This window comes from Microcystis sp. BLCC-F210 (genome assembly GCF_042134685.1).
In the GTDB taxonomy this organism is placed as follows: Bacteria; Cyanobacteriota; Cyanobacteriia; order Cyanobacteriales; family Microcystaceae; genus Microcystis; species Microcystis aeruginosa_D.
In genome coordinates, this window is record NZ_CP169647.1 from 1,797,474 (window position 1) to 1,820,313 (window position 22,840).

21 protein-coding genes and 1 tRNA gene are annotated in these 22,840 nt (G+C 41.6%); 12 read left to right on the top strand and 10 right to left on the bottom strand.

Features of this window, described 5'->3' with window-relative positions:
• Positions 1–65: 65 nt before the first annotated feature.
• Positions 66–1,214: a glutamine-hydrolyzing carbamoyl-phosphate synthase small subunit gene (gene carA, locus ACE3JL_RS08665; RefSeq protein ID WP_271990689.1), complete on the bottom strand. Its 1,149-nt coding sequence runs from the start codon at positions 1,212–1,214 to the stop codon at positions 66–68.
• Between the two features lie 197 nt (positions 1,215–1,411).
• Between carA and ACE3JL_RS08670 the strand changes: the two genes are divergently transcribed.
• Both ACE3JL_RS08670 and ACE3JL_RS08675 read left to right on the top strand, forming a co-directional pair.
• The gene (locus ACE3JL_RS08670) at positions 1,412–2,299 is read left to right on the top strand and encodes a helix-turn-helix domain-containing protein (protein WP_375329282.1); all 888 of its coding nucleotides are present in this window, start codon (positions 1,412–1,414) and stop codon (positions 2,297–2,299) included.
• A 509-nt stretch (positions 2,300–2,808) separates the two neighbouring features.
• On the top strand, positions 2,809–3,588 hold the full coding sequence (locus ACE3JL_RS08675) for a pentapeptide repeat-containing protein (protein ID WP_271990695.1): 780 nt from the start codon (positions 2,809–2,811) through the stop codon (positions 3,586–3,588).
• Positions 3,589–3,629: 41 nt separating this feature from the next.
• Here ACE3JL_RS08675 and ACE3JL_RS08680 read toward each other — a convergent pair whose 3' ends face one another.
• Positions 3,630–4,157: a hypothetical protein gene (locus ACE3JL_RS08680; protein WP_271990697.1), complete on the bottom strand. Its 528-nt coding sequence runs from the start codon at positions 4,155–4,157 to the stop codon at positions 3,630–3,632.
• A 373-nt stretch (positions 4,158–4,530) separates the two neighbouring features.
• Between ACE3JL_RS08680 and ACE3JL_RS08685 the strand changes: the two genes are divergently transcribed.
• The 3 genes from ACE3JL_RS08685 to ACE3JL_RS08695 are packed head-to-tail and all read left to right on the top strand — an operon-like array spanning position 4,531 to position 7,145.
• The gene (locus tag ACE3JL_RS08685; RefSeq protein WP_375329283.1) at positions 4,531–4,974 is read left to right on the top strand and encodes a shikimate 5-dehydrogenase; all 444 of its coding nucleotides are present in this window, start codon (positions 4,531–4,533) and stop codon (positions 4,972–4,974) included.
• A 44-nt stretch (positions 4,975–5,018) separates the two neighbouring features.
• Positions 5,019–5,540, top strand: a complete 522-nt coding sequence (locus ACE3JL_RS08690; protein ID WP_375329284.1) for a hypothetical protein — start codon at positions 5,019–5,021, stop codon at positions 5,538–5,540.
• Between the two features lie 57 nt (positions 5,541–5,597).
• Entirely contained in the window at positions 5,598–7,145 is a 1,548-nt protein-coding gene (locus tag ACE3JL_RS08695) for an RDD family protein (RefSeq protein ID WP_375329285.1), read from the top strand.
• Between the two features lie 49 nt (positions 7,146–7,194).
• Here the strand turns inward: ACE3JL_RS08695 and ACE3JL_RS08700 are convergent, their stop codons facing one another.
• The gene (locus ACE3JL_RS08700; protein ID WP_271990706.1) at positions 7,195–8,007 is read right to left on the bottom strand and encodes a rhodanese-related sulfurtransferase; all 813 of its coding nucleotides are present in this window, start codon (positions 8,005–8,007) and stop codon (positions 7,195–7,197) included.
• Between the two features lie 77 nt (positions 8,008–8,084).
• On the opposite strand from ACE3JL_RS08700, the gene ACE3JL_RS08705 reads away from it, so the two are divergent.
• The 5 genes from ACE3JL_RS08705 to ACE3JL_RS08725 all read left to right on the top strand — a co-directional run bounded on the left by ACE3JL_RS08705 (position 8,085) and on the right by ACE3JL_RS08725 (position 12,345).
• Positions 8,085–8,157, top strand: a tRNA-Ala gene (locus ACE3JL_RS08705).
• A 285-nt stretch (positions 8,158–8,442) separates the two neighbouring features.
• Complete coding sequence (gene recO / locus ACE3JL_RS08710) at positions 8,443–9,225, top strand: DNA repair protein RecO (protein ID WP_271990708.1); 783 nt, start codon at positions 8,443–8,445, stop codon at positions 9,223–9,225.
• 22 nt (positions 9,226–9,247) lie between these two features.
• Entirely contained in the window at positions 9,248–10,738 is a 1,491-nt protein-coding gene (locus ACE3JL_RS08715; protein ID WP_271990712.1) for an MFS transporter, read from the top strand.
• A 318-nt stretch (positions 10,739–11,056) separates the two neighbouring features.
• Complete coding sequence (locus ACE3JL_RS08720) at positions 11,057–12,001, top strand: DUF4351 domain-containing protein (RefSeq protein ID WP_271992551.1); 945 nt, start codon at positions 11,057–11,059, stop codon at positions 11,999–12,001.
• A 125-nt stretch (positions 12,002–12,126) separates the two neighbouring features.
• Positions 12,127–12,345 carry a hypothetical protein gene (locus tag ACE3JL_RS08725; RefSeq protein WP_271992550.1) on the top strand — a complete coding sequence of 73 codons (219 nt, stop codon included), beginning with the start codon at positions 12,127–12,129 and terminating at the stop codon, positions 12,343–12,345.
• 142 nt (positions 12,346–12,487) lie between these two features.
• On the opposite strand, the gene ACE3JL_RS08730 is transcribed toward ACE3JL_RS08725, so the two are convergent.
• From ACE3JL_RS08730 to ACE3JL_RS08750, 5 genes are all read right to left on the bottom strand, one after another.
• Positions 12,488–13,639 (bottom strand): beta-ketoacyl-ACP synthase, encoded by a 1,152-nt coding sequence (locus ACE3JL_RS08730; protein WP_375329286.1) that lies wholly within the window; start codon positions 13,637–13,639, stop codon positions 12,488–12,490.
• 201 nt (positions 13,640–13,840) lie between these two features.
• Positions 13,841–14,578, bottom strand: a complete 738-nt coding sequence (locus ACE3JL_RS08735) for a peptidylprolyl isomerase (RefSeq protein ID WP_271992546.1) — start codon at positions 14,576–14,578, stop codon at positions 13,841–13,843.
• A gap of 28 nt (positions 14,579–14,606) precedes the next feature.
• Positions 14,607–15,173: a photosystem I assembly protein Ycf4 gene (locus ACE3JL_RS08740; protein WP_375329287.1), complete on the bottom strand. Its 567-nt coding sequence runs from the start codon at positions 15,171–15,173 to the stop codon at positions 14,607–14,609.
• A gap of 360 nt (positions 15,174–15,533) precedes the next feature.
• Positions 15,534–15,929 carry a transposase gene (locus ACE3JL_RS08745; protein ID WP_375329288.1) on the bottom strand — a complete coding sequence of 132 codons (396 nt, stop codon included), beginning with the start codon at positions 15,927–15,929 and terminating at the stop codon, positions 15,534–15,536.
• Between the two features lie 271 nt (positions 15,930–16,200).
• Positions 16,201–18,528: a tetratricopeptide repeat protein gene (locus tag ACE3JL_RS08750; RefSeq protein WP_375329289.1), complete on the bottom strand. Its 2,328-nt coding sequence runs from the start codon at positions 18,526–18,528 to the stop codon at positions 16,201–16,203.
• A 587-nt stretch (positions 18,529–19,115) separates the two neighbouring features.
• On the opposite strand from ACE3JL_RS08750, the gene ACE3JL_RS08755 reads away from it, so the two are divergent.
• Together ACE3JL_RS08755 and ACE3JL_RS08760 are read left to right on the top strand one after the other, a co-directional pair.
• The gene (locus tag ACE3JL_RS08755; protein WP_375329290.1) at positions 19,116–20,177 is read left to right on the top strand and encodes a CIA30 family protein; all 1,062 of its coding nucleotides are present in this window, start codon (positions 19,116–19,118) and stop codon (positions 20,175–20,177) included.
• An 86-nt stretch (positions 20,178–20,263) separates the two neighbouring features.
• Positions 20,264–20,884: a CPP1-like family protein gene (locus ACE3JL_RS08760; protein WP_271992540.1), complete on the top strand. Its 621-nt coding sequence runs from the start codon at positions 20,264–20,266 to the stop codon at positions 20,882–20,884.
• Here the strand turns inward: ACE3JL_RS08760 and ACE3JL_RS08765 are convergent.
• The gene (locus tag ACE3JL_RS08765) at positions 20,881–21,576 is read right to left on the bottom strand and encodes an HAD family hydrolase (RefSeq protein WP_150975223.1); all 696 of its coding nucleotides are present in this window, start codon (positions 21,574–21,576) and stop codon (positions 20,881–20,883) included. The two genes, ACE3JL_RS08760 and ACE3JL_RS08765, sit on opposite strands and share 4 nt — an antisense overlap.
• Before the next feature lie 393 nt (positions 21,577–21,969).
• On the bottom strand, positions 21,970–22,611 hold the full coding sequence (gene cbiT, locus ACE3JL_RS08770) for a precorrin-6Y C5,15-methyltransferase subunit CbiT (protein ID WP_375329291.1): 642 nt from the start codon (positions 22,609–22,611) through the stop codon (positions 21,970–21,972).
• Positions 22,612–22,840: the final 229 nt, after the last annotated feature.

Consider the following 22,840-nt stretch of genomic DNA (forward strand, 5'->3'; position numbering starts at 1 on the left):
TTCTGGAATAATCGCCTCCTAGCTCTAGAGCCGTAAAAATCAAAACCCTAGTATATCCTAAAAATTTACGACCGATCCTTTTTTGCTTGCCGCATTAAATCGACAAATTTGCCAAACAGATAATCGGCATCGTGGGGGCCGGGACTGGCTTCGGGGTGGTATTGTACCGAGAAAAAGGGCAAAGACCGGTGTTTTAACCCCGCTACAGTGCGATCATTGAGGTTGAGATGGGTAATCTCCACTTGCGGATTTAAAGAGGCCTCCTGCACGGCAAAACCATGATTCTGACTGGTAATTTCCACCTGTTGCTGCAGTCCACAGGGTTGATTTAACCCGCGATGGCCAAATTTCAGTTTAAAGGTTTCTGCTCCTAGGGATAGGCCTAAAATTTGATGACCCATACAGATGCCAAAAGTGGGTTTTTCTCCTTGTAAAAGTTGCTTGGCTAGGGCAATTCCTTCGGTGACAGCCGCCGGATCTCCCGGTCCGTTAGAAAAGAAAATACCATCGGGATTATATTCGGCGATTTTTTCCGGGGGAGTGTCAGCGGGAACCACAATCACCCGACAACCGTAGCTGGCTAAACGCCGGAGAATATTGCGTTTGATGCCAAAATCGATCGCTACCACCGTTAACGGTTCTTGATCACTATCAATGGGCGCAAATTCCCAAGCGGAGGGGGTGGGAGTCGTCCATTCGTACACTTCCTTGGTGGTAACTTCTTTGACGAGATTTAACCCGGCCATACTGGGGGCCGCCTGCACCAACCGCAGTAAATCGTGATAATCGAGTATTTCCGTGGAAATTGCCCCATTCATCGCCCCAACCGAGCGAATTTTGCGGGTCAGAGACCGGGTATCGATGCCATAGATGCCAATAACATGATGAGCGGCCAGATAATCCGGTAGGGATTGGCTAGAACGCCAATTACTGGGCCGATGGCAGATGTTTTTTGCGATCGCTCCTTTCACCTGGGGACGAATTGACTCCTCATCTTCGGGATTAACCCCCGTATTCCCCAATTCTGGATAGGTAAAAGTGACGATTTGACCAGCATAACTGGGATCGGTGAGGACTTCCTGATAACCAGTCATTCCCGTGTTAAAAACAACTTCGCCGACGGTGGTTCCCTTGGCCCCGAAGGAATAACCCTCGTAAACTGTACCATCGGCTAGAACTAATAAGGCTTTTTGACTAGCAGCACTTGATATCATCGTCAATTTTTTAATCTTGAGTAGTGGTGAGAAACAGAAGTCAAGGATAGACTAGAACAGGGACTAGAAAACGAATTGCTTAGTTTTAATTGGCTAGGGCGTTTTATGATTAAGAGTACGTCCGCTCAAAGACAACAGCTTCCCCTGACTAGCCATCGGCAAAATCCTATCGCTTAAAAAATAACTATATAAGTAATATGAGTCCAAGAAAACTGACTGATGCCACGAAAAAAGAAATTCTTAAGCTTTATCGGGAAACGGAGGCCACCACTTCCACGTTAGCCGAGCGTTATGGCGTGAGTAGTTCTACGGTCAGTCGTTTTCTCAAAAATTCTTTTTCTGGCGAGGAATACGAGCAGTTAATCCAGAAAAAACGCTTGGCCCGCAATGGTCGCGGCCTTGAGGAGGACGAAACAGCAGCGGATTTACCGGAAAAAGCGAGCGAGGTGATTAGTGTTCGGGCAGCCCAAATCGCAGCTGCAGCTAAGGATGAGCAGGATTTTGAGCAACCGATCGCTTCTGTGGAACAATTAACCCTGTTAATGGATACCGCTTACCCTCCAGAAGCAGATAATCCAGAAGATACAGAAATTAATGGCGATAAGACCCTAGAAACCGCTAATTTAAGCGAGTTTTTCGTCGAAGCTATCGAGGAAGATGAGCTTGACGAGGATTGGGATGAAGATGAAGATGAGGATGAGGATGAAGATGAAGATGAGGAGGAGGGGGAACTAGCGGACAGCTATTTGGGACCGACTATCGTTAAAACCGCCCAATTACAGATCTTACCCCTCTCGGCGGCGGCTTTTCCCAAAACCTGTTACTTGGTCATCGATCGCGCTGCCGAATTAATCACCCGTCCCCTCAAGGATTTTGCCGAATTGGGTAAGGTTCCCCCTCAGGAAATCCAGCAGCGCACCCTCCCCATCTTTGAAAGTCATCGCATCGCTCGTCGTTTCTCCAAGCGCAAGGAAAAAGTGATTAAAGTTCCCGACGGTCGCCTGATCGAAAAAGCTCACGCTCAACTGGAAGCTAAAGGGATCACCCGTCTGCTCATGGATGGTCGCATCTACGCTTTAGAGTAGGGAATTAGGGGATTAGCAGGGGAAGTGGGGAAGTGGGGTGTGGGGAAGTGGGGTGTGGGGAAGTGGGGTGTGGGGTGTGGGGAAGTGGGGAAGTGGAGCATTGGGCTGAAATTTCCCTAAACCCCTAAATCCCTAAATCCCTAAATCCCTAAACCCCTATCTCCCGCCTCACCCCACCAACAAACTTTTTCAGGAAACCCTAAATATAATCAAGTTTGAACAATAGATAAGTTTTTTAACAAGAGTAGTGTTAGATACTAATTAGCCGATGGACTGGGGTAGAATTGGAAAAACCAGTCCAACTGTTTTAGCCAAGCTATTTAACTATGATGAAAATTAACTTGCTGTTCGGGTTATCTTCTCTTAAAAAATCGATAAAAAACTTTACATAAACTCAAACGAGAGCCTCGTAAATTGCTCATCTAAAAGCAGAGTGAGTTATCGGACAAAGTTTTTAAGTGCTTTTGTTGATTACTTCTTAACCACCATCTTAAAGTAGAAGAAGGGAGATGAAAGTTAATCAGTTACTAAGACTCTACGAACAAGGAGAGCGGGATTTTTTAGCCATTGACTTGATGAGTCTAGATCTACAACAAGTGACTCTAATCGCTGTCAATTTTGCTGCGGCCAATTTGCGCGGAACTAATTTGAGTCGCTCTTTTTTGACTAAATCAAATCTGCGGGGAGCGAGTTTGAATTGGGCGAATTTAACCTATGCCAAATTAAGTCAAGCGCAATTAGTGGAAGCGGACTTAACCAAAGCCAATCTCACGGGGGCCTTTATGGTACAGGCAAACCTGCGTAACTCGCGCTTAAGTGGGGCGGATCTTTCCCATGCTAATCTCCGGGGAGCGAATTTATGCGGGGCGAATTTATGCGGGGCGAATTTATACTTAGTTAATCTCTTGGAGGCAACCCTAGATAAAGTCAATCTCAATTGGGCCAATTTGCAGGAAGCGCGGTTAAGTGGGGCTAAATGTCGTCAAATTTCCGCAAGGGAAGCCAATTTTAGCGGCTCTTTTCTGAAAGAGGTGGACTTTCAAGGGGCCAATTTAGAAAGGGCTAATTTTAGCGAGGCACGTCTGACGGGTAGTGATTTACGCGGGGCTAATTTAGTGGGTGCTAACCTAGCGGGAGCGCGTTTACAAGAGGTAAATCTACAGGGAGCGGACTTGAGGGGTGCTAATTTGACGGGGACTTGTTTTGAGAGTGTCACTGGTTGGACAGAAATCGTCCAAGAAGATGATATTTTTCCCCTAGACTGGTTTCAGCCTCGTTTTGCCACTTAAAAGTCAATACATCTGCCGAAAGCCTGTCCTTTTCCTATCGATTAACGATTAGCTGGAGTGTTTAATCTTTGCTTAGGAATAGGGATTGGGGAAGGATTATTCGGTTCATCCTCGAAGGGTAAAGCAGGGGGAGCAGGAGGAGTGGTAGCACCGGGAGATGGTGCTGGAGATGGTGTGGGATTAAGGGCAGCGGGGGGATTTTTCGGGGTGACGACGGGTGCGGGAGAGCTAAAACCGAGGAGATCTTTGCCAAAGGGAAAAACATTCCTCCAGCGTTGAATATTGGGATGGCCAAACCAATCTTGACGGGATACCTTCACCGAGAGGAAAGGTGCGATCGCACCTGATTTTTCGGCGGTTATTAATAAATCAATTTTATTAAGACCCTGTTGTTGATTAAAACGACTGATGATAGTTTTCTCTGCTAATTGCGATGCTCTAGTCAATAATCCTTCGTAGGATTCTCCCTGTTGAACTGTGATGGGAAGATTAACAGTGGATTGAGCAAAAACCACGTCAACGGCGATAATTCCCGTCAGCAGCGTTAAAACAGTAATAGACTTGTACATAGGACAGACAGTTAAACAGTCACTCCCTGGTTAGGGTCGGGATCTTCCCTGTTAGAGTTCCCTGATCGCTTTCTTAAATTACCATGACCGCTCTCTGGCCACAATTGAAATTTTTCGGTAGCGAAATCGTCCTTAGTCCCTAGTAATAGGCAATAGGGGAATAATTGGGGCTGGCTGAATAAATCTAAAGACTTTGTTGGATAATATCTTTAAGCTTTTTCAAATCAAACAGTGCCGGCCATTGGAGTAATCGGGGGGAAAATTCAGGGACTTTTTCCCTGAAAATGGGTAAAACCCCACACCCCACACCAACGAAAAACTTTTTCAGTATAACCTAATTGTATTTGTCCCTATCGACCAGAGGTTGTTAATTATGACACAAACTAGCGAAACCGTTACCTATTCCCTTGAATCTGTCCTCAAAGAAATTAAAGATAGTATTAAAGAGGTTAATCAGAAAATTGACTCTCTCCAAAGAGATATGGGTCAGAAAATAGATTCCTTTCAGAGAGATGTGGATCAAAAATTTGACACCCTGCAAAGAGATATGGATCAAAAATTTGACAGTCTCCAAAAAGATGTTAACGATTTAAAAGTGGAAGTCACAGAAATCAAAGGAGATATTAAAACTCTTGATCAGAAATTTGAAACAATGGATAAACGACTAGAAAAAGTCGAAGATAGTTATGCAATCCTAGTTAAAGATATTGCTGACTTGAAAGGGTTTAAATCCCTTATTATCCCTATGGTTGTAGCTTTTTTAAGTGCCGTGATAACTTTGGGATTGCGCGGCTTTTTTCTTGGTAATAAACCTTAATTTTTTATTTCAATAAAGTAGTTATCTGTAAGAGGTTGTTAATTATGACACAAACTAGCGAAACCGTTACCTATTCCCTTGAATCTGTCCTGACAAGAATCGAGAGTAAAATCGACAATCTCCAAAGAGATGTGGATCAAAAATTTGACAGTTTGCAAAGAGATGTGGATCAGAAAATCGACAATCTCCAAAAAGATGTTAATCAAAAATTTGACATTCTCCAAAGAGATATGGATCAGAAAATCGACATTCTCCAAAGAGATATGGATCAAAAATTTGACATTCTCCAAAAAGATGTTAATCAAAAATTTGACAGTCTCCAAAAAGACGTTAATGATTTAAAGGCGGAAGTCACAGAAATAAAGGGAGATATTAAAACTCTGACCGAAAAAGTAGAAGGTATCGATAAACGACTGGAAAAAGTTGAAGATAGTTATGCAATCCTAGTTAAAGATATTGCTGACTTGAAAGGGTTTAAATCTCTGATTATCCCCATGGTTGTGGCTTTTTTAAGTGCCGTGGTAACTTTGGGATTGCGCGGCTTTTTTCTTGGTAATAAACCTTAAATATATCAGGGAATATTGTTATCATCAAGTTTATTTTTTACTCTACCAATAAAATCTATGAGTTTTTGTATTAATCCTCATTGTCCTAAACCGAAAAGTATCACGGAGAGTCGTTACTGTCAATCCTGTGGTTCCGACTTGCTTTTAAATGGTAAATATCGAGTCACAAATTTATTGAGTGCCAAAGGTGGATTCGGTAATACCTATGAAGTGATAGATGAACGTAAAATACCCAAAGTATTAAAAGTTCTTACCTACGATTCTAGCAAAGCTATTGATTTATTTCAACAGGAAGCCAATCTTTTAAAACAATTAAATCACCCCGGTATTCCCAAAGGAGAAAACTATTTTATTTATCATCCCCGGGAGAGTCAAACTGCTTTACACTGTTTAGTCATGGAGAAAATTGCTGGTATTGACTTAGAAGAACATCAAAAACAAAGAGGATTTAAACCGATTGATTATAATCTCGCTTTGGATTGGTTAAGTCAGTTGGCTAATATTCTCCATGAAGTTCATAAACATAAATTCTATCATCGTGATATCAAACCTTCTAATATTATCTTAAAACCCGATAGTCAATTAGTTTTAATTGATTTTGGGGCAGCGCGACAGGTGACTAAAACCGTCCTAGCAGGAGGTAAAAATACGGGAATTTATACCCCCGGATATGCTCCTCCTGAACAATCTCTTGGTCATTCTGTCCCCCAATCAGACTTTTATGCTTTGGGCAAAACCTTCGTCTTTTTGTTAACCGGTAAAGAACCCAGTGATCCAAAAGTTTATAACATTAATACCAATGAATTTAACTGGCGTAAATATGCGCCAAATATCCCTTCTCGATTAGCAGATTTTATCGATAATTTAATGGCAGAAAAACCTATTGATCGACCGAAAGACACCAAAACTTTGCTAAAAATTATTACTGATATTAAATCCAATCCCCATCAAACTAAAAAAACTAAAAATTCTTCTTCTGAAAACCCTAAAATTATTCCTATTCCCAATCCTGCCCTTATTTCTTTAATCGCTGCAATTTCTCCTAGTTATGCTGGGTTTTGGCTCCGTTTCAAAGCTTCTTTAATTGATTCTTTTATCGTTTTTATTATCGCCGCTTTATTAGGTGGTTATATCTGTTTTCGCTTACAACAATGGTCAACTTTTCAAGACTTAAATCTTGATTTTGATATACCCAAAGAAATCTGGGTTTACTATGCAGGAGCATTAAGTGCAGCTGGAACAACAATTATCGGTTTTGCTTTATTTATAGCGGCAATTATCTATAATATTCAAGCCAAACTTAACTTTACTCACGAGCATATTGCTATCCTGACTGCTCTTGGTTTAGGAATAGTGATTAAATGGTTATATTATGTTTTATTAGAATATCTTTTTAAAGCCACTATTGGTAAAATGTTTTTTGATTTATCTGTCACCGATAGCCAAGGCCGACGCATATCTTTTGCGAGAGCAAATCGCCGCTACTTACTAAAATATCTCTCCACTGCTCCCTTATATTTGGGCTTTTTACTGGCAGCCTGGACAAAGAAAAAACGCGCCCTTCATGACATGATTTCTGGTACACAAATCCGCAAAAAAAAGTAACCAGATACTAGAAAAGTAGGGAGATGAGAGCGGTTAAGATAGGAGAAAATTAACTACAATAGGGACAAGATATTCCTGCTCGGTAATTGGGAGATTGTTTATCTTTTTCATCGATGGGATGACCGCAAGCGGGACACATTTCATAATGTCCCACCTCTAGATTAGCTGTTAGTGCCACTCTTTGATCAAAAACAAAACATTCTCCTTGCCAAAGACTCTGATCTGGACTAACTTCTTCTAAGTATTTCAAAATACCTCCCTCTAGCTGATAAACTTGAGAAAAGCCTTGATTTAATAAAAAAGCTGCCGCCTTTTCACAGCGAATTCCCCCCGTACAAAAAAGAGCTATTTTTTTATCATTAATACTATCAAAATTTTCCTGAATATACTCAGGAAATTGGCGAAAATGCTGGATTTCTGGGTTAAGCGCTCCCGCGAAAGTACCGATCGCCACTTCATAATTATTACGAGTATCGATCACTACCACGTCCGGCTCTTTCAGCAATTGGTTCCACTCTTCAGTTTTGAGATGAATTCCTGTGTTTTCGAGAGGATTAGCCTTGGGTTGACCAAAAGTCACAATTTCCTGTTTTAAGCGAATTTTTAAGCGTTGAAAGGGCAAATAATCGCAAACAGACTCTTTCACCTCTAGATTAGCTAAACGAGTATCGGTTTTTAACCAACTAATCACCTCGGCGATCGCTTGACGGTTCCCGGCGATCGTTGCGTTAATCCCCTCGGCTGCCAGAAGAATAGTTCCTTTAATTCCTCTTTCTTGGCAGTATTTTTGTATTTCTGGCTGTTTTTGACGATAATCTGACAAAGCCACAAACTGGTAAAAAGTGGCGACTAGATAAGACATGGCAAGTAAGGGAAAAATTAACTTGTAATATTTTTGACTATAGGTTATGATAGCAAAAGTGTCCTAAAAACCAGATCGGGGGTTTAGCTCAGTTGGTAGAGCGCCTGCTTTGCAAGCAGGATGTCAGCGGTTCGAGTCCGCTAACCTCCATAGTCCTGACTGATTCCCCTGTGCTTGGTGATTAGCTCAAGTCTTCTTGGGGAGACAATTAGCTAGGGTTTGCCGAAAAAATCTAAAAACCTTGTTGGCTAAGACTTTTAGAGCTTTTGTCAATCAAAAAGTACCAGATATGGGAGTGATCGGGGGGAAATTTCCGGGACTTTTTCTCTGAAAATTAGGTAATTGACCCCCTCAAAATCGGTAAAACCCTACACCCCACACCCCACACCCTGTCCCCACGAAAAACTTTTTCAGCAGACCCTAGTTAATTATTAAATGATGTCTCGCACCTATCAAGCTACTGGAATCAATCTACAAGGAATGGCCTTCGGAGAAGCCGATCGCCTCTTAACTATTTTGACCGCCGAATATGGTTTAATTAGAGCCATCGCTCCCGGTGCGCGCAAGTATAAATCTTCCCTGCGGGGTAGAAGTGAACTGTTTGTGGTCAATAATCTGTTGATAGTCGCAGGAAAATCCCTAGATAAGGTCGTTCAAGCTGAAACTATCGAATCTTACCCTAAATTAAGTCAAAATCTCGCCAAACTCACCGTTAGTCAATACCTCTGCGAACTGGTTTTGGCGATCGCACTGAGCGAACAACCCCAGAGGGAATTATACGAATTAATCTGCAGCCATCTGGCCAGAATTGAAGTCCTCGACGAAAATCAATACATACTTCCCTATCTTTGTCAAGCAATTTTTCATTTCTTAATAATTGCCGGCTTAGTGCCGCAAGTCCATAACTGCCTGTTGACGGGAAAAGCTTTAATTGGGAACAATTGCCTAGGATTTAGTTTCGAGGCAGGGGGAATAATAGATCTAGCTGCCCTAACAGAAACAATCAACCCGCCCAACATCGATAGTAAACTGACGTTGCAAGAACTGCAATTACTGCAATGCTTAGGAAAACCCGATTTTCCCCCAGAAGAAAACCTTACCTCAGAACTAGCTTGGATTAACCTCGATCGCCTGCTGCGTCGCTATACTCAATATCATCTAGGAAAAACTTTTCGATCCTCGGCATTAGTTGAGGGTTTATCTCCCTTAGAATTTTAAACAGATAGCAAAAATCATCATAATGCAACTGTTTGACTCAGAAACTGACGACGCTACGTCTAGCGCCTCCTCCACTCCTGTTTTTAATTCTTCCGATTCCTCACCGAGGCAATCCGACGCAGAAACCATGAACCGCTTGCCTAAACGTGCGCCCAAATCTAATCCTAGTCAGGGTTTTGCCCCAGTGCTAAAAAACCCGCGTTTTCTCATTCTCTGGGCGGGGGGAATTTTTTCCCAATTAGCGGATAAATTCTATTTAGTCCTGATGATCTCCCTAATTGCCACCCATTACCAAAAAGCCGATCAGTCGATTAGTGGCTGGGTATCGGCGATAATGATTGCTAATACAATTCCGGCGGTGTTAGTGGGTTCGGTGGCGGGTGTATATGTTGATAGATGGTTAAAAAAACAAGTTTTAGTTATTTCTAACCTTTTACGCGGGGCTTTTGTCCTCCTCATTCCCCTATTATTGTGGTTAGTGCGCAAGCAAACTTTAGCCGTTCCCCTCGGTTGGTTGCCTGACGGTTTAAGAAATTGGCATTACCGGTTACAAGGAGAATTTAACTTACCCTTCGGTTTTTTCCTGTTGTTAGTCATTACTTTTTTTGTCTCCACCTTAACCCAATTTTTTGCCCCTGCTGAACAATCTACCCTGGCATTAGTAGTAAAACGTCGTCATCTTCTGCCCGCTAATTCCCTCAGCACTTTAACCACCATGGCGGTATTAATTATAGGTTTTGCCATCGGTGAACCTCTATTAGCTTTTGCTGATAGCATTTTCGGCACAAGAGCCGGACAATTTGACTTAGGAAAAGTGATGATTGTCGGTGGTTTTTATATAATTGCCGGTTTAATTCTAATTATCCTGCGAACTAGCGAAAAATATATTATTCCTACCGCAGAACAACCCCATGTTTGGCAAGATATCCGCGACGGCATTCGTTACCTCAACAAAAATCATAAAGTTCGTAACGCCCTAATTCAATTAGTCATTTTATTCTGTATTTTTGCCGCTCTATCAGTATTAGCTGTCAGTATGGCCGAAAAACTACCCGGGTTAAAAGCTTCTCAATTTGGCTTTTTATTAGCCTCCTGTGGTGCAGGAATGGCAGTTAGTGCCATTACTTTGGGTTATTGGGGTCAAAAATTCTCCCACACCCAATTAAGTCTCTGGGGTTCCTTGGGTATGGCGGCAGCTTTAATCGGTTTATCCCTAGCAACAAAGAGTTTAATTTTAGCCTTCGCTATGACGGCTTTATTAGGGATTTTTGCGGCTTTAGTCGGGGTTCCCATGCAAACTACCCTACAGGCAGATACACCCCCCGAAATGCGCGGTAAAGTCTTTGGTTTAGAAAATAATGCCGTTAATATTGCCCTCTCTTTACCCTTAGCTGTTGCGGGTATCGCCGAAACTCAATTCGGACTCCGACCAGTATTATTAGCTTTAGCAGTTATGGCAGTTATCGGCGGTGGTTTTACTTGGTACGTTTCTCGCAATTTATCTAAAGATTAGCGGAACTTTTCAGTTATCAGTTATCGGTTATCAGTTATCAGTTATCAGTTATTAGTTATCAGGAGTCAGGAGTCAGGAGTCAGGAGATTGCTTTTATTTATTCTCCTATCTCCCCCACAAAGAAGCGAAACTAACATTAACTAAACGGTTGTACGAACAGGGTTATCAACGAGAGGATATTCTCAGAATAGAAAACGGGTTTCTTGAAGAAACCCGTTTTCTGGATCGTCTTGTCAAGTAACCTTAAACTTGTTAGAATCAAAGAGTTGTTATTTTCTGGTAGTCATTCACCGCTCAGATTCGTTAAAATTATATTACATGACTAATAATGTTGACCATGATCGCTTATTTAAGGAGTTAATCTCCACCTTTTTTATCGAATTTATTGAGTTGTTTTTTCCTGAAGTAATCAATTATTTAGACACAGACTCAATTACTTTTTTAGACAAAGAAGTATTTACCGATGTCACGGAAGGAGAAAAGCATGAAAGCGACTTAGTAGCACAAGTTAGGTTTCTCGGAAAAGAATCTTTCTTTCTGATTCATGTAGAAGCGCAGGAAAGTTCTCGAAAGTGGTTTAATCGGCGAATGTTTACTTATTTTGCTCGCTTTCATGAGAAATTTGTCTTACCGATTTATCCAATTGTAATTTTTTCTTACTCCCAGCCCAAAAAAGAAGCAATTAGTCAGTATGTAGTCGATTTTCCCGATTTTAAGGTGTTAGAATTTAACTATCAGATAGTGCAGTTAAATCGATTAAATTGGCGAGATTTTCTCAATCAGCAGAATCCAGTTGCTTCGGCTTTGATGGCTAAGATGAACATTGCCGAGACAGAGCGAGCTAAGGTTAAGGCGGAATGTCTGCGCTTGTTAATTACTTTAAGGTTAGATCCTGCGAGAATGCAATTAATTTCTGGATTCATTGATACATATCTCAATCTAAATCCTGCCGAAGAGATACAATTCCAAGAAGAGATTAGCACATTTAGTCAACCCGTACAGGAGGGAGTTATGCAAATTACTACCAGTTGGATGCGTCAAGGTATCGAACAAGGTATCGAACAAGGTATCGAACAAGGTATCGAACGCGAAAAAACATTGATTATTCGCCAACTTAAACGCAAGTTAGGGGAGATTAATCCTGCATTGGAAACTAAAATTATGCAGTTAAGTATTGATGATGTCGAAGCATTAGGAGAAGCTTTATTCGACTTCTCTGCGGTTGAAGATTTCATCAATTGGTTAAATACTTTAACTGCCTAGCTTTGACGTTAGCGATCGCCTTTTGGAGAAAACGGGTTTCTTTGAGAAACCCGTTTTCTGCGTAAGTATAGTATATCACAAAAATTGCTTCGATGTTTGAAGAGAACTGATAACTGATAACTGAAATGAATAACCCAAATACTGATTTTGATACTCCTTGGAAAGATGTCTTAGAAATCTACTTTGAAGACTTTGTTTCCTTCTTTTTTCCTCACGCTCACGTGGGTATTGATTGGAATCAAGACTTTGAATTTCTCGACAAAGAACTTCAACAAGTGGTGCGGGATGCTGAGTTAGGTAAACGTCAAAAGCTGACGTCGAGGTCCGAACGGGTCAAAACATAGTTTTGTAACCATGACCAACTTACCCCTGTTACTCTTAGGGTTATTTCATTCTCTTTTATGTCATTTTCTTAAATCGTTATCTGGCAAAGTTTTTAGTCGATTTCTCGCCATAAATATCTGAAAATTTTTCAAAACGTCGTGCTTAGTAGGTTGATTCATGAATCAACCTACACCTGTCAGTCTGCCACTTACCAACTGCGATCGCCGCGTTTTGTCCTCCGAAACCGAAACTAAGACAGAGACAATTTTGCAAGGAAAAATTAATGGCCGATCTGGTTAAATTTAACTGGAAAGGGGACTCGTTCACACCGACACAGGGGGGAATTAGCTGATTTTTTAGAGCCATGAGACAAAAAGCCATACCTAATGCCCCTGAAGCCCCTAAAGTGTGTCCTGTTGCCCCTTTTGTCGAGCTTACAGCCACTTGCGAGCCAAAAATGCTGGCGATCAGGTTTGCCTCCCGTTCATCGTTTAAACGCGTGCTAGTGCCGTGGGCGTGAATGTAGTGAATTTCATCTTTTCTTAATTTACTTCTGTGCAAACATAGTAATACAGCTTTGGCAGCACTATGATTATCCACCGCTGGGGCGCTAACATGATCGGCATCGCAGGTAAAACCATAGCCCAAAATTTGCCCGTAGATGGAGGCATTTCTACTTAAGGCCTCTTCCTCCGATTCAAGGACTAAAATCGCCCCACCTTCCCCCAAAACTAAGCCTTCCCTAGCTCTATCAAAAGGATAACAGCCCGTTTTCGCTAAGGCCCCCATCTGTTCAAATCCCACCAAAGTTAAGGGAGTGATCGGGGTTTCGATCGCCCCTGCTAAAACTCGATCGCATTCTCCCATTTTGATTAATTCTACACCCCGGGCGATCGACCAGATAGCCGTGGCACAGGCCGCCATCGGTGCTAAGACTGGGGCGCTGGTTTCTATCAATCTAGCGGTCAATACCGAGGCGCGATCGGGTAAACTATCTAACCAGTTTTCTACTATTCCCGTCGCTGCCATCTGTTCCCATAAACCCTGACAACTGCGACTAGAACCGATAGTGACACCACAATCCTTTAAGGGAGGGGTTAACTTCGCATCTTCGAGGGCAGCAATCAGGGCAATTTTGGTTAAATCGTCTAAAAATGCCGGTTTGTGACCGATTAAACCCAATGGTAAAACGGGTAAATCAGAAAAGGGTTGTTGTCTAGTTATACCAGTTTTGCCCTCTAGTAATCTTGGCCAACTCTGACTTAAATTTCCCAGAGAACTAATTAACCCAATTCCCGTCACCACAACATTCATTTATCAGTTAAGTACCTAAGCAAAATTAATTACACATATCTAACCACCTCTTGCCCCTTGCCTCTTGCCTCTTGCCTATCTTCACCAGGAAATTAATTTTGCACGACTACTTATCAGTTATCAGTTATCGGAATATTAAATGATTGGGTGGGTTAGGGGGGAGATTAAATTATCGTCGCACGAACCCACCCTAACCGATCGCTATTTTTTCAGATTTTCTGCACCGGAAACAACTTTGGCCGAGTCAATTTTATCCCCTTGTTTGATCGTATCGATCACTTCCATTCCCTCAGTTACATAACCAAAAACGGCATAATCACCATCGAGAAAATTGATATCCGACAGAGCAAAATAAAACTGAGAAGAAGCGGAATTAGGTTGTTGAGAACGGGCCATTGCGATCGCACCGCGTTTATGAGGTAAAGCGACGATGGGAGTACGCGACGTGGCCTGTTGACCGATTGCTTGCCCATAAATCGGCTCTTTTTCGTCTTTGAGGAGAATTTCAAGGGGAACATAACGGGATTGCTTGGTTTCTGGGTCAACAAAACCACCAGTTCCGCGACCTTGGGGATCACCACCTTGAGCGACAAAAGGCTGCGGTTCTTTAACCACGCGATGGAAAGTTAAACCATTATAAAAACCTCTTTCCACGAGATCCACAAAGTTACCGGCAGTAATTGGGGCCGCATTGCCATCAATTTCGATCTTTACCGGTTTACCTTTGATGACCATCTCGACGACCGCAGTTCCATCTAAACGGGGTTTGTAATTATCCATGTTGACACTGCCCGAACTGGCAGGTTGAGAGGTTTGGGTGATACTAGAATTATCGGGGGTGGAGTTAGCTTCTGGGGAAGAACAGCCGAAAAGTGTTGTCGTTGTGATTAAAAAAACACAAACCACAGATAGCCAGCCAGATTTTCTTATCTTCATCATTTTATAGCCAAAAAGAGCGAAAAAAGGCCTACAATCCCTCTAGAGGAATTTCCAGAAAACGAGCGAGTTCCGCTCCTTGATTTTCCAATTCCGAGAGGGACATAGGATCACCGACGCGGGTTAAAGGGATATCGCGACGCTGTTTAATCCGCAGGAATAGTTCCCGTTTCGGGTTGAGTCCTTCTCGCACTTCGGCCCGTACAGCTTGCACATCTTCGAGAGGCCAATCGAGATCAATGCGACGATTTTTGCCGGGGTAGCCCCAACGAAAGATTTTAACTTTGCCGGTTTCCTTGTTAAACTCGTTGTAACCACCTCCAACATTCCAAAGGAGAGATAACCAGAGATAGATGGCTAAAAGCGTCCCCGCAGTACCATAAAAGAGGAGAGCGACTCCTTGGGGAATAAATTGTAAGGCACTGGTATCGCTAACGAGAAGTAGATTGACCTTTAAATAACTCGAAAGACCCGCGAGAAGAAACCCTAGACCGCCAATAGTGACGATTAAAGCCCAAAAATAGTTACTAGGGCGACGCGCTCCCACTACTTCTTGCCGCAGGATCAGGCTATCTTTACTTGTTGTTTGCGCTTTCATGAATTCTTTGTAAGGTTGCCTAGAGTTATTTTACCGGCTTTTTTCTCCCCACTTCCCCAACCCCCAACCCTGACTTAGGTTGTCGATTGGGAGCGCAATGCGGTCAAAATAACTCAGACAGTTTTTCTCTGATTAGGATTAAGGGTACTCTTGGTCAGCGATTGCCTTCGAGAAAAGCTGACAACATTTCAGAAAATTTATTACCAATCAAAGGTTGACTTGCTAAGAAATAAACAGATGGAATTTAAAGCTTTCAGCGAGGGAGCATCGTTTCTGTTCATAACTAGACTTGATCTCGCTTTGTCAAGCACGCTGAGAATTTCCTTATCTACGTCCCAAATTTTATCCCAGTATTCTTGTCTAAGTTTTTGTGCTATTTTTATCTCTTTTTCTGGGGGGTGTAGAGTTTTTTTTGCGGTTTATTCTCAAGCGTTCAGCTATTCTTGCCACTGTCGCTACGCTTAACAATATACCAGTTTTTTCTAGGAATAGTTCCGATAGTTCGGCTAGAGTTGCATTATTATTTTCCTCAATTAACTCACCGAGGGCGATCATCTGTTCGGGTGTGAGTTTTAAATGACGTCCACATCGATAAGTCTTCGGTCGAATATCTCCTGTTTCTCGAGATTGCTTCAAAAGCTTTTGGACGAAACTTAAAGTTACGCAGAATCTTTTCGCTAATTGTCTTTGAGAGATGGGTTCGTTGTAATAACAGTCGAGAATTTTCTGACGGAACTCTACTGGATAGGATTTCATTTTTTGTACAATTTAGCTATCGATGAAATTATACTTCATATTTATGATCAATGCTGTAACTGATAGGACGTTTTTGAACCAGCAAAAATTAATTATGTCAGAGGGGTAATCAATGAGAAAATCTTTAAAACCTTGTCATGAAAGCGTCTTATAAGCACCACAATCTGGTGCTTCTGTCAAGCTTTATTAAGAATTGTTGCCATGTCTTGACAAGGACAATCAGAATTAGATTTTGGTCTAATGTCACACCTGAGCTTATTTTTTAGACAAATTACTGCATTTTTAACATCCACTCTACTGTGCGTTCATACAGTTCTAAATTACCAGTTTTTATCAAAGCATTAGCGGCTTTTTGCAAATAGTTAAGACTCGCTAATCTACTACTAGGATTTTTATCATCGTAGGTGGCAAGAGCCAAGTTATAATAAGCTTCGCCATAATTAGGCTGATAACTAATTGCTAATTGATAATCCGCAATTGCTTCTTTTTTCTTGCCGATTTTTTCCTTAACTAAACCTCGATTATAGTAAGCTTCAGCATAGTTAGACTGGAGAGAAATGGCTATATTTAAATCCTCCAAAGCACCAGTATTATCTCCCAAATCAAAGCGAATAACTCCCCGGTTATTATAGGCGATCGGATTATTAGAATTCAAGCTAATTGCCCTATCTAAATCCTCCAAAGCACCTTCCTTATCCCCAGTTTGTCGTCGAATAATACCACGATTATTATAGGCGATCGGATTGGCCGATATTCTCGGTGTTACCTGTACCTGATCGGGAATAGTAGCGGTATCTGTGCGTGCATTTCCCCGATTACTATACACCGTCACATCGATAGGATTAATGCTCAAAGATTGAATGTAATCTGTAATCGCTCCTTGGTTATCTCCCACGTCAGCGCGACTATTACCACGACTATAGAAAATTCTCGCATCGCGGACTTTTTGTAGGAATACATTATAATCCTCGATCGCTCCCTGTTTATCCCCTTTTTCAAAACGCGCATTAGCCCTTTTATGATATCCTTCTGGATCGTTAGGATAGGCAAGTAGATAAGTAGTATAATCTCTTTCGGCTGCGGCAAAACTTTTCAAAGCAAAATGAGCATCTCCTCGCGCCTGAGCATGACAAGAAACATTATAATTAGGACGAAAATCAGTTTCTCTGGAGTTATAAAAATAATTTTTTTCAGCAGATTCTCGGATATTTTCGCTACAGACAGAGCGAGAAGTAAAACTAGGTGTATTAATCCGATCATCTTGGGCTAAGGCAATATTATAATTATCTAAAGCCTCCTGATAACGCCCCAATTTATACAGCACTAATCCCCGATGATAGTAAGCGGCTGCATCATGACGATTTTGCGCCACTGCCGCAGTAAAATCCTCTAAAGCTCCCGCATATTCTTGATATTTATTAGCTCGCATTAACCCCCGATATACATAAGCTTTTGCGTCTTGGGGCTGCAGATAAATTGCTTGGTTATAATCTTGAATTGCCCCTTGATTATTGTTGAGTCGTAGGTGAGCATAACCCCGTTTAAGAAATGCTCTAGCATGGGGAACTTTATCGTAGTTAGGATTAAAACGGATAACAAGTGCTAAGTCTTCAATTGCTCCATTATAATACTCGATCGCCATTTGATATCCCTGTGGGGAATTAGAAGATAAATTGGCTAATTCCACTTCCTCGTCAGCAATTTCAATTTGTACTCTGGCGCGGTTTTGATAACTGCTAGGAGCATTCTTGGCTAAAAATAAGTTAGGGGAGCATTTTAAAACGATTTTATAATCCTTAAAAGCTTCTCGTTTTCCCCCTATCTTTTCTAAAGCTATTGCCCGATTATAATAGCCTTCAATTAGATCTGGTTGATATAAAATAGCCAGATCATAATCTTTGATGGCCGCTGCATAATTACCCAAGCGGGAGTAGAGGTTTCCTCGATGATAATAGCCACGATAATTCTCGGTTTCATAACCTATGAAACGCTGGTAATAATCTAAAGCTAAGGATTGATGATTGAGGAAAGAGGCAATGATTGCCAAGTTAAAGTAAACTTCGCTTTTATTGGGATTATATTTAAATGCTTCCTGAAAATCTGATCGAGCAGCTTCTAATAATTTTAGCTGACGCTGCTCCTTAGCCATGGCTAACTTTAACACACCTCTTTGATAATAGGCTTGAGCTATTAACTGTCGATCTTTGAACCCGGAAGCATTGTAATTACTATACCAAATATATTGACTAAAATCATCGATCGCTCCGTTTTGATCGTTGATTTTTTCTCGCGCTATTCCCCGTTGAATATAAAGTTGAATTGTACCCGGATCACTAGGATAGGCTCGCAGAGTAGCTGAATAATTAGCAATTTCTCTTTTAAGAGCATTAGTATCCACTTCTTCCCTAGAAATGACAGGACATGGCAGGTTTTCTACTGCTTTAACCGAGTTAACTTCTAAACCAAATAATTCCCAAAATAACAGGGGAGACAATAAAAATATTTTTCTAAAAAACTTGATATCTAAACTGTTTCGTGCTAAGGATGTGAAAATAGCTTGCTCTGTCAGGGTTTTAGAGATTAAAGGTTGTTGTGGCATGATGATTAAAAAAATTTGTAGTAAACTCAAATCTGAATTGCATCACTATTTGATCGTATTTGATAAAATACCGCAAATAGTGTTCGATAGTCAAGACATTTTCGGGGGTGATTGTTAATTGACTCCACAACTTTTGCGAATTCCTCCCGTTGGCTCTCCTAAACTGGTTACGGCACATTAGTATTTTTAATGAGCTTAAAAACTTAGATATAGCGGTTCTCACACCTGTGTAGCACAGCCAAACCTTTGCTGAGCAAGCTTTTCAACATCGATAATGTACCTCTTGCAAACAGGAAACGCTATAGTATGGAATCGAATAAGGCAAAAATATTTTTTGTTAGAATTAGTATCCCGTCAAAGTAAGTTATCGAGCCGCTATCGGGTCAAAATATCTAAAAGCACAGATAAATTTGACATCGTCTTCGGTTTTATGGGTAGGATAGTTGTCTCTTGTCTTTTTTCTGCTCCTGTCTCGGATTTTCCTCACCTAACGGAAGATTTTTGATGTTTACAGGAGAGCCTTTGATCTCAAACAGCCAAATTAACTCGATAAAATAAAAATTAATGGCAGTAAGGAGATAAAATTTATGGCTGAGTCAAAAAACTGGGATTTTCAGAGATTTTGGCAAACTCTCGACTATTTTGATAGTATTCCCCTCTGGAGTTGTCTGCAAAAGCTGCTCGGTTTCGGAGAAGATAAAAAAATTCAGCTAACAAATGAGCAAGGCATGAAGACTATTTTAGTCATTGGTGGTGAAAATGCGATCGGTAGAAAGGTAATCGCTCAATTACAGCAGCAAAACTATCAAATTCGTGCTTTAGTCGATAATATTGATGATGCTCGTCAATTATTCGGCGAAAATGTCGATTTATTCGCTCTGCAAACCCCGCAATTATTTACGGGGATTGATGAGATTATCTACTGTCAAGGGGAGAATAACCGTCATAGTTTAGCTAATTTACTTGATTTACTGAAAAATGCTGGTATAACCGCCGAAAAAACCCTCTTTGACTTTAGCAATCCCAGCAGTGACATCAAAGAAATCTGGGGTGCGGTGGATGATGTGGTAATGGGAGGAGTGAGCGAGAGTCAGATAACCCTAACCGGAGGACGCGCTCTCTTTTCCGGTATCGTTAAAACCGAAAATAACGGCGGTTTTGCCTCAGTTCGTACCAGAAACCTGAATCCTCCCCTAAATTTATCTAACTACGAGGGAATAGAATTACAGGTACAAGGGGACGGAAAACGCTATAAATTAATTCTGCGTTGTGAAGGACGTTGGGATGGTATCGGTTACTGTTATTCTTTTGATACACTTGATCGCACCTTGCAAAGGATTTCTATTCCCTTTCGCGATTTAATCCCAGTGGTACGCGCCAAAACGATGGCAGATGCAGCCCCCTTTGATAGCAGTAGCCTCTATGCTTTGCAGTTAATGCAGAGTAAATTCGAGTACGATGGGGCCTTAAATCCCCGTTTCTCCCCGGGGTTATTTGCTTTAGAAATTGTCACAATTAAAGCCTACGGTGGCAAAAACCGCTTAATTATCGTTAAAGAAGGAGAAATCGTCGAAAAAAGCCTTTTAGATGCCAGTGGTTATCCCTACGAAGCGATCGATTCTGCTCAGATTTTCGCTAAACTTAATTAATTTAAATAAGCTTGGAACTCAAGGTACACTACTGAACATAGGGTTAAGATCATGACTATCGGGAGCATAATTAAGGAGGTATGTTCATGAGTGAACAGAATCCCTACGAACAACTTGGGGTGACTGAAGAATCCTCTTTTGAAGAAATTCAAGAGGCCAAACAAAGACTGGTGCAACAGTATCAGAATGATAGCAAAATTGTCGAATCGATCGAGGCCGCCTACGATTCTGTCCTTATGGATCGACTGCGGATGCGACAGGAAGGTAGAATCAAAGTGCCTGATCGCATTCGTTTTCCCGAACGTCTGACGATTCCGGTGGAAAGTAAACCAGTTACTAGCGGCAAATCTCCTAACTGGTGGAAAAGCTCAATCGATACACCTTCTGCAAAGGACATCGCTATACCAGCAGTGATTTACGCTTGTTTAGGAGCAATCACGCTGTTAGTTCCCGATCCCAGTGGCTCCCTTTTACCGCTGCTCCTAGCTTTTGGCGTTTTCGTTAATATCTATTTTTTCAACCGCAAAGAAAAACGTTTTGGCCGCGCCTTACTATTCACTCTCGCTGGTTTAGTGCTAGGAGTCGCTCTGGGAGCGGGATTAGCCAGTTTAGCTGCCAAGGCTGATTTGAACGTTTTCGGTGATCGCCAAATTTATGCGCTCGTCACTTTTCTGATCTTTTGGGTGATTAGTAGTCTTTTCCGTTAACCAGTCGCTCGTAGGGAGCCTAAGATCACGTCCACTGCTTCCCCAAGGTTATTGACGATATAATCAGGCTCGTAGCTCTCTAAACGGGAACGGCTGCGAATCCCCGATAATACGCCAATAACCTTAATATTTTGGCTCTTAGCGGCGGCAATATCCGCTTCCGTATCCCCCACCATCCAAGTATCGGCAGCCGCTGGCAGTTCCTTAGCAGCCTTAGCCATAAGCAGGGTTTTGTCGCGCACGTCGTTGGTTTTCGTGTAATTATTATTTAGACAATAACGACGATTAGCGGCGAAAAAACGACCGATATCGTGGCGATTAAAGGCATGATCTAGCTCAGATACCCGCCGCATCGTCATGACGACTAAATCTATCTTTAAATCTTGGATTCTCTGGAGAGTTTCCAAAGAACCAACCACCGGGCGATCGTGGACAAGATAGGGTAAAGTATGGACAGTTTGACGACGAAGATGGGCAAATTTCCGCGCTTGATCTTCATCTAATCCTGACATTTCCCCGATGCGCTTCTCAGAAACCTGATCCCGTTTTAACTGCCAGAACTCTGCTTTCGATAATTCCCCAATAATTTGACCTTTATAGGTGGTTTTCTGCAAACAGTACTGATAAACTTGGTAATATCGCTCCGATACGTCCATTATCGGGCCGTCAAAGTCGCTAATTAGTCTCAACATCGCTCTAATGCTTCTCACTTTATTAATTTTTATATACAAGTTACCCTACAGTCTTGACAATGACAAGAGTTTTGTCAGGAAAAAAATTAGGGAAATGGGTAGATAGGAGAACTCAACTAAAACCCCAACATCCCAACACCCTTCAGTACCAATATCCGTAAGACTTCATTTTTGATATTTGTGGTGAAAATTTTTTCATCGGGACTGACTCCAGCAACAAACTTTTTGCTGCAAACCCTATTTAGGGTCTGCATCAAAAGGTTTTGTGTGGGGGTAGGGTGTGGGGTTTTACCGATTTTGATAATGGCTTTAGCTAAATTATAATTACCTACTACGCCTTTAAAATTAAGGTTTTCTACAGCGATAACAATAAATCTGGTTATTAAAAACTGATTATTTATTCTCCGTTTTGCCGTTCGGTTGAGCGTTCGTGCGAGTGAGCGGATCAAGTTTATCACCACTCAGGATAAACATGGGATCAACGGCAGCAAAAACTTGCTGAATACCCCTCGTTTCTAGACGATTTACTGCCGCTTGTACGATCTCGATATTACGGGCCTGTAAATTAGAAAAGCCTTCGGAAAATTGATAGAGGGTTTCCAAATTATTGGCCGTAGCCACGATGCGTCCGTTGGGTTTCAGGTATTGCCACACTTCTTGCAGCACCGATTTAATCGGTTTGCCGCCCTCGATACAGACGCGATCGGGTGCTAGGGATATATTGGGTAAACAATCGGGAGCGCTGCCTTCAAAAACCGTAACATTTTTTACCCTAAAGCGATCGCAATTACGGCGGATTAAACTCGCCACTTCTTCATCCCTTTCAATAGCAATAATCGGACTATTGGGGCATAATAAGCCAATTTCAACGGGAATAGTGCCAGTTCCAGCCCCTATATCCCAGAAAACCCCCCCATCGCTTAACCGCAAAGCGGAAATCATCAATAATCTCACCTCGCGTTTACTCAAGGGAATCCCAGGCAAACGTTCGAACAGTTCATCGGGAATACCGGGGGTTTTATATAACCAAGTCATGGGGAATCAATTATTGAGAAGCTTTACTAGCAAGCATTATTATACAAATTTGTCAAGTTTTGTTTATCAGTTAAACAGGTACTTTGCTAGGGATGTAACCCTGATTATAGCGATAAGAAGCTATTATTTGTGATTATAGGCTTTTTCATGTCAAGGGAATGATGATCTATCAAGTTAAAATTGATGGATATAATTGGGTTAACTTCAATTGGCAGTCAACTGGAGAATA

Coding starts and splice junctions, on each gene's coding strand:
- recO (WP_271990708.1), top strand. CDS start 8,443: ATGATGTCTCGCACCTATCAAGCTACTGGAATCAATCTACAAGGAATG.
- ACE3JL_RS08765 (WP_150975223.1), bottom strand. CDS start 21,576: ATGTTGAGACTAATTAGCGACTTTGACGGCCCGATAATGGACGTATCG.
- ACE3JL_RS08700 (WP_271990706.1), bottom strand. CDS start 8,007: ATGTCTTATCTAGTCGCCACTTTTTACCAGTTTGTGGCTTTGTCAGAT.
- ACE3JL_RS08735 (WP_271992546.1), bottom strand. CDS start 14,578: ATGATGAAGATAAGAAAATCTGGCTGGCTATCTGTGGTTTGTGTTTTT.
- ACE3JL_RS08740 (WP_375329287.1), bottom strand. CDS start 15,173: ATGAAAGCGCAAACAACAAGTAAAGATAGCCTGATCCTGCGGCAAGAA.
- ACE3JL_RS08695 (WP_375329285.1), top strand. CDS start 5,598: ATGAGTTTTTGTATTAATCCTCATTGTCCTAAACCGAAAAGTATCACG.
- ACE3JL_RS08725 (WP_271992550.1), top strand. CDS start 12,127: ATGAATAACCCAAATACTGATTTTGATACTCCTTGGAAAGATGTCTTA.
- ACE3JL_RS08755 (WP_375329290.1), top strand. CDS start 19,116: ATGGCTGAGTCAAAAAACTGGGATTTTCAGAGATTTTGGCAAACTCTC.
- cbiT (WP_375329291.1), bottom strand. CDS start 22,611: ATGACTTGGTTATATAAAACCCCCGGTATTCCCGATGAACTGTTCGAA.
- ACE3JL_RS08730 (WP_375329286.1), bottom strand. CDS start 13,639: ATGAATGTTGTGGTGACGGGAATTGGGTTAATTAGTTCTCTGGGAAAT.
- ACE3JL_RS08690 (WP_375329284.1), top strand. CDS start 5,019: ATGACACAAACTAGCGAAACCGTTACCTATTCCCTTGAATCTGTCCTG.
- ACE3JL_RS08685 (WP_375329283.1), top strand. CDS start 4,531: ATGACACAAACTAGCGAAACCGTTACCTATTCCCTTGAATCTGTCCTC.
- ACE3JL_RS08670 (WP_375329282.1), top strand. CDS start 1,412: ATGAGTCCAAGAAAACTGACTGATGCCACGAAAAAAGAAATTCTTAAG.
- ACE3JL_RS08745 (WP_375329288.1), bottom strand. CDS start 15,929: ATGAAATCCTATCCAGTAGAGTTCCGTCAGAAAATTCTCGACTGTTAT.
- ACE3JL_RS08720 (WP_271992551.1), top strand. CDS start 11,057: ATGACTAATAATGTTGACCATGATCGCTTATTTAAGGAGTTAATCTCC.
- ACE3JL_RS08760 (WP_271992540.1), top strand. CDS start 20,264: ATGAGTGAACAGAATCCCTACGAACAACTTGGGGTGACTGAAGAATCC.
- ACE3JL_RS08675 (WP_271990695.1), top strand. CDS start 2,809: ATGAAAGTTAATCAGTTACTAAGACTCTACGAACAAGGAGAGCGGGAT.
- ACE3JL_RS08680 (WP_271990697.1), bottom strand. CDS start 4,157: ATGTACAAGTCTATTACTGTTTTAACGCTGCTGACGGGAATTATCGCC.
- carA (WP_271990689.1), bottom strand. CDS start 1,214: ATGATATCAAGTGCTGCTAGTCAAAAAGCCTTATTAGTTCTAGCCGAT.
- ACE3JL_RS08750 (WP_375329289.1), bottom strand. CDS start 18,528: ATGCCACAACAACCTTTAATCTCTAAAACCCTGACAGAGCAAGCTATT.
- ACE3JL_RS08715 (WP_271990712.1), top strand. CDS start 9,248: ATGCAACTGTTTGACTCAGAAACTGACGACGCTACGTCTAGCGCCTCC.